Source organism: Candidatus Enterococcus wittei (assembly GCF_002140175.1).
GTDB lineage: Bacteria > Bacillota > Bacilli > Lactobacillales > Enterococcaceae > Enterococcus_B > Enterococcus_B wittei.
Genome location: NZ_NGMO01000009.1, coordinates 1 through 5,699, shown reverse-complemented (window position 1 = coordinate 5,699; position 5,699 = coordinate 1). Strand labels below are relative to the sequence as shown.

4 protein-coding genes are annotated in these 5,699 nt (G+C 38.5%); 1 reads left to right on the top strand and 3 read right to left on the bottom strand.

What is annotated here, in order from left to right:
• Nucleotides 1-189: 189 nt before the first annotated feature.
• Together yajC and tgt are read right to left on the bottom strand one after the other, a co-directional pair.
• Entirely contained in the window at nucleotides 190-594 is a 405-nt protein-coding gene (yajC, locus tag A5844_RS13735) for a preprotein translocase subunit YajC (protein WP_086285723.1), read from the bottom strand.
• A 92-nt stretch (nucleotides 595-686) separates the two neighbouring features.
• Nucleotides 687-1,832, bottom strand: a complete 1,146-nt coding sequence (tgt, locus tag A5844_RS13730; RefSeq protein WP_086285722.1) for a tRNA guanosine(34) transglycosylase Tgt — start codon at nucleotides 1,830-1,832, stop codon at nucleotides 687-689.
• Between the two features lie 196 nt (nucleotides 1,833-2,028).
• Between tgt and A5844_RS13725 the strand changes: the two genes are divergently transcribed.
• The gene (locus tag A5844_RS13725; protein ID WP_086285721.1) at nucleotides 2,029-2,724 is read left to right on the top strand and encodes a DUF975 family protein; all 696 of its coding nucleotides are present in this window, start codon (nucleotides 2,029-2,031) and stop codon (nucleotides 2,722-2,724) included.
• Nucleotides 2,725-2,867: 143 nt separating this feature from the next.
• Here the strand turns inward: A5844_RS13725 and A5844_RS13720 are convergent, their stop codons facing one another.
• Nucleotides 2,868-5,525 (bottom strand): cation-translocating P-type ATPase, encoded by a 2,658-nt coding sequence (locus tag A5844_RS13720; protein ID WP_086285720.1) that lies wholly within the window; start codon nucleotides 5,523-5,525, stop codon nucleotides 2,868-2,870.
• Nucleotides 5,526-5,699: the final 174 nt, after the last annotated feature.

The following is a 5,699-nucleotide window of genomic DNA, read 5'->3' as shown; positions in this document are numbered from 1 at the left end:
ATTCCTGGATGTAAACCCTAATAAATAACTAAACATAAGTGAATAAATTTTCAAACGATAGCTACTAGTAAACGGATATCTCTTTTTAATGAAAAATATAAAAAACGACCGAATGTACATGACTGACTCTTTTTGAGACAGTCATGTATATCCGATCGATCAAGGATTGGTTTTATTTTCCAATACTGATTATTTTACTTTTGGCTCTTCGTCGATTCCTGCTTCTTTTACTTCCACATGCTCTTCTTCAGATGGGGCTGGATCTTCGACAACTGTGGTTTCTTCCACTTTTGTTTCCTCAACAGAAGTAACCGTTGGATCTGTCGTGATCGTTGTTCCAGGTTTCACAGTTTTGATAGCTGAACGATCATATTCTAAGAAGATCCCTTCGCAGTCTAACACAACTGTACGTTTTTCATTGTCCATTTCTGAAATAACACCATGTAGTCCACCGATTGTTACGACCTCATCGCCTGGTTTCATGCTATCCAGTAAATTTTGACGTTCTTGTTGTTGTTTCTTTTGTGTTCGTGACATAAAGAACCACATTCCTAATAGGGCAACGAACATCACTAACATTGGTAATGAACCCATTCTATTCACCTCACTCACTAATTATCTACATAACCACTTTAGCAGAAAATATGTTTATAAACTAGTTTTTTAACCAAATTTAGCAAAAACAACTAGAAACTTTTCGCATTTTCTTTATTGAACCCATATTCTTCAAAAAATGCCGCACGAAACTCTAATAGGTTATCGTCCATAATCGCTTGACGTACTTGCTTCATTAGATTTAACAAGAAATATAGATTATGATATGAAGTCAAACGAATACCAAAAGTCTCATCACATTTAATCAAATGTCTGATATACGCACGTGTATAATTTTTGCAAGTATAACAATCACATTTTTCATCAATTGGTCGGAAATCATGAGCATACTGGGCATTTTTTACCACTAATCTTCCTTGAGAAGTCATACATGTACCGTTACGAGCAATTCTAGTCGGCAATACACAGTCAAACATGTCAATCCCACGAATGACACCGTCAATCAATGAATCAGCTGCTCCAACCCCCATCAAATAGCGAGGTTTATTTTCCGGAATCAAAGGTGTCGTAAATTCTAAGACACGATTCATTTCAGATTTAGGTTCTCCAACAGATAGGCCACCAATCGAATAGCCAGGAAAATCCATACTTACGAGGTCTTTAGCACTTTGTCGGCGCAGATCTTCAAACCCAGCGCCTTGGACAATCCCAAATAATCCTTGGCGATCTGGATTCGCATGGGCATTCAAGCCACGTTCAGCCCAGCGAGACGTCCGTTCCACTGATTTTTTGACGTAGTCATAACTTTCGTCAAATGGCGGACATTCATCAAAACTCATCATGATATCAGAACCCAGTTTATTTTGGATATTGATTGCTTTTTCAGGGGACAAGAACATTTGGGATCCATTTAAATGGTTTTTAAAATGGACTCCCTCTTCTTCGATATTACGCATATCACTTAAAGAAAAGACTTGAAAACCACCCGAATCAGTTAAGATCGGCTGATCCCAATTCATAAATTTATGCAAGCCACCAGCTTCTTCGACTAGGTCTTCTCCGGGGCGAAGCCAAAGATGATACGTATTACTCAAAATCACTCCCGCACCCATTTCTTTTAGCTCTTCAGGTGACATAGTTTTAACTGTTGCTAATGTACCTACAGGCATAAACATTGGGGTTGGAAAAGTTCCATGTGGCGTAATCAATTCACCCAAGCGCGCACCTGTGTGTTTTTCTTTTTTAATCAAACGATAACGAATGGCAGGTTCCGTCATTCAATTCCCTACTTTCTTTATATAATCACGATGACAACTCTCATCATCATAATCGTTCTAGCTATTTTTTGCAAGACCCCTCTTTTTATTTAATCCACTTTTTTTGAAAAACTTTCAATAACGTAAGATCATTCCTAAAGCCAAAAGAAAATTTCTTTGTTATACTTGTACTAATCATAAAAAAGGAGTGAAAAATATGTTATCTTCTGGCGAATTAAAACAACAAGCAAAAGACAGCTTAAAGGGGCGTTGGGGGCAAGCAATCTTATTAAATCTGATCCCTTCACTGATTGCTATTGCTATTATTTTGATCATTGCTCTTCCTATCGCTTTATTCATTGCCAACACACCTGACAACAGTACTGTTATGCAGGAAATGACGACCAATTCAAGCAGCAGTAGTTCAGGTGGCGGGATTTTTTCCGGTATTATCAGCGCATTATTCATGAGCGGGATTTCTTGGACTTACTTGGATCTATTACGTGGGCAAAAAAATACGATCGAACCATTTAAAGATGCTTTCCGAGGATTTTCAGGCGTATTCTTTGGTGGCGTATTTCTAATAGCTTTACTAACATCAATCTTCATTTCCCTATGGGCATTACTTTTCGTTATTCCTGGGATCATTAAAAGTTATTCTTACTCACAAAGTTATTTTATCTATTATGATATCGTGACACAAACTGGCGAAAAACCAAAAGTATTGGACACAATCACCGCTAGTCGTAAAGTAATGGATGGCTACAAAGGGAAATTGTTCTGGCTTGATTTGTCATTTATTGGATGGCATATCTTAGCACTCGCTACACTAGGCATTGGTTATTTATGGTTGAACCCATATATCAGCGCAACAAAAGCTGCTTTTTATAACCAATTACCAAAAGACATTTAGGAAGAAATACATGATCAGAGTAGATCTGCTTTTTCTTCAAAATTAGTTCAAACAAAAAGCCGAAGAGATCGAAAAATGTACGCACCATCTTCCGATTTCTTTGGCTTATTTTATAGAATTGTAAACTTAGTCAGTATCTCTTTTTACGATACTGCTTCTTCCTCTTCATCTTCTTCTACTTCTGGCAATTGATGGAATTTAATCAATTCATTCACACCAATCGGTATAATAGACAAGAATACGACTAAGAACCAGTGATTCAAGCTCACATGGACTAATCCAAACAAGTCTTGGGTAAATGGTAATAAAGCGACCATCGTAGTAATCACTACGGAAAGAAGCGCCATTTCTACTAATGATTTATTCGATGCTAAATTGACTTTGAAAATCGATTGACTACTCCGCACATTGAATACATGGAGAATTGAAGAATACGCTAAAATCAAGAATGCTACCGTTTGACCTACTTCTTGACTCGCATCGACCCATGGACTGATCGTGTCAACAAAGCTACCTAAATAGTAACCAAATAAAGTGACAATTGTAAATACACCTGCATTAATAGCAATTTTTTTAGATAACCCACGGGCAAAGATCCCTTCATTTTTAGGAATCGGTGGCTCATCCATAATTCCTGCTTCTGCTGGTTCTCGACCTAAAGCAAAACCAGGCAAGCCATCTGCTACCACATTTACAAACAATAGCTGAACAGCTGTGAAAGGCGCTCCCCAACCTAACAACATCGCAAGCAAAACAATAAAAATCTCTGAGATGTTACAACTCAACAAGAAATTGATGGCTTTTCGAATATTTTGATAAACGGATCGCCCTTGACTCACTGCATCAACGATCGTTGCAAAGTTATCATCAGTTAAAATCATATCTGATGCACTCTGCGCAACGTCTGTACCAGCAATCCCCATGGCACAACCTACATCACTAGCTTTCAATGCAGGAGCATCATTGACACCATCACCAGTCATCGCTACAACCGCTCCTGTACGTTGCCATGATTTAACGATCCTGATTTTGTCTTCAGGTGTCACTCGAGCATATACAGAAAGGTCTTTGACCTTAGCATCTAATTCTTCATCTGATAATGCTTGTAGTTCTGATCCCGAAAGTGCTTCAGAACTGTTGGTTAAGATCCCTAATTCTTTGGCAATTGCACTAGCCGTCACTACATGATCTCCAGTGATCATTACAGTCTTTATCCCAGCCTTTTTCGCCCGTTTGATTGCTCCCTTACTTTCAGGACGAGGCGGATCGATCATCCCGATTAAGCCAATCAAACGTAGATCTTTTTCTAAAGCCTCTGAAGTGATCTCTTGGGGCTTTTCATCATAAGTGGCATAACCTACAGCAATGACACGTAATGCCCGCTTACCGAAGCGATCATTAACGACTGTAGCTTGTTCAATATCTCCAGAAGTAAATTTTGGTGCTAAAACATCAAATGCTCCTTTTGTAATGGAAATATATTGATCTCCCATTTTATGGACAGTCGTCATCATTTTACGATCTGAATCGAAAGGGATCTCATCGATTCTCGGATATTTTTCTTCTAATTCTGCTTTTGTATGATAATTTTCTTCGACTGCACGAACGATTGCTGCTTCTGTGGGATTTCCTTTGACAATCAGTTCATCGGCTTCTTTCTCCACAGTTACATCCGTACACAGAGCTGCCATCTTCAAGATTTCCATGGCACTATTCGTCATCGAATCTTCAATATCTGTGACCTCATCTTCTTTGCTCCAAACACGACGGACTCTCATTCTGTTTTGTGTCAATGTCCCTGTTTTATCCGAACAAATAACATTAGCTGTTCCAAGTGTTTCTACAGCTGGGAGTTGTCGAATGATGGCATGTTTTTTCGCCATCTTTTGAACACCGTAAGCCAATGTGAGTGTCACGATAACTGTCAATGTTTCAGGCACTGCCGCTACTGCTAGTGAAATCGATGTCATGAACATTTCAAGTAATGGTTCCCCTTGAAGCTCACCGATCAGAAACACTAAACCAGCTGCTACTAATGCTATGATACTGATTCGCTTCCCTAACTGGTTCAAGCGAACCTGCAATGGTGTTTTCTGCATGGTATGATCATTTAACAATCCAGCAATTTTACCCATTTCCGTTTGCATACCGATTGCTGTAACAATCGCTTTTCCACGACCTGCAGCAACCGTACAACCTTTAAAGACCATATTTAATTGGTCACCGAGAGAGTCATCTTCTTGACTTATGTAGCCTGCGTCTTTTTCGACAGCCTCACTTTCACCGGTTAAAGCAGATTCCTCTACGCGTAATTGTGATGTCTCTACTAAACGAGCATCTGCCGTAATGGCTGAACCCGATTCTAACACTAGCACATCGCCAACAACTAAATTCTCCGCGTCTACTTTTTCTACTTTACCATCTCGGATCACGGTTGCCGTTTGTTTATTCATATCCTGAAGCGATTCCAGTGCTTTTTCTGCATTTCCTTCTTGAACAATGGCTAACACTGAATTGATGATAACGATCGCGATGATCAATAGACCTTCAAATAGATCTCCATGTTCTGTGGCAAATGCAGTGTAAAAAGAAATCACTGCGGCAACTAATAAAATAATCGTTGTAAAATCAGAAAGGCTACGCATAAATTTTTTGAAGAGTGATTCTTTGGGGGCTTCATCGAATTGATTCTTTCCTTGTTTTTTACTTCGTTCCTCTGCTTCTTTGGTCGTCAGACCTTTATCAATCATTGTATCTGTTTCTTCTTGTACTTCTTCCACTGTTTTCTTGTATTCGTCCATCCTATACCTCCTTTAAATTAGTACACAAAAATAAGGTACTTATTTTAGTATAACATCTTCTTTTTAATTAATTCAACTAAATAAACTATATATATATGAAGAAACACAACAAAAAAAATGTTAGATTTCCCTATTGCAAACGCTACCAAAATATGCTATTATATAGTTGTAAGG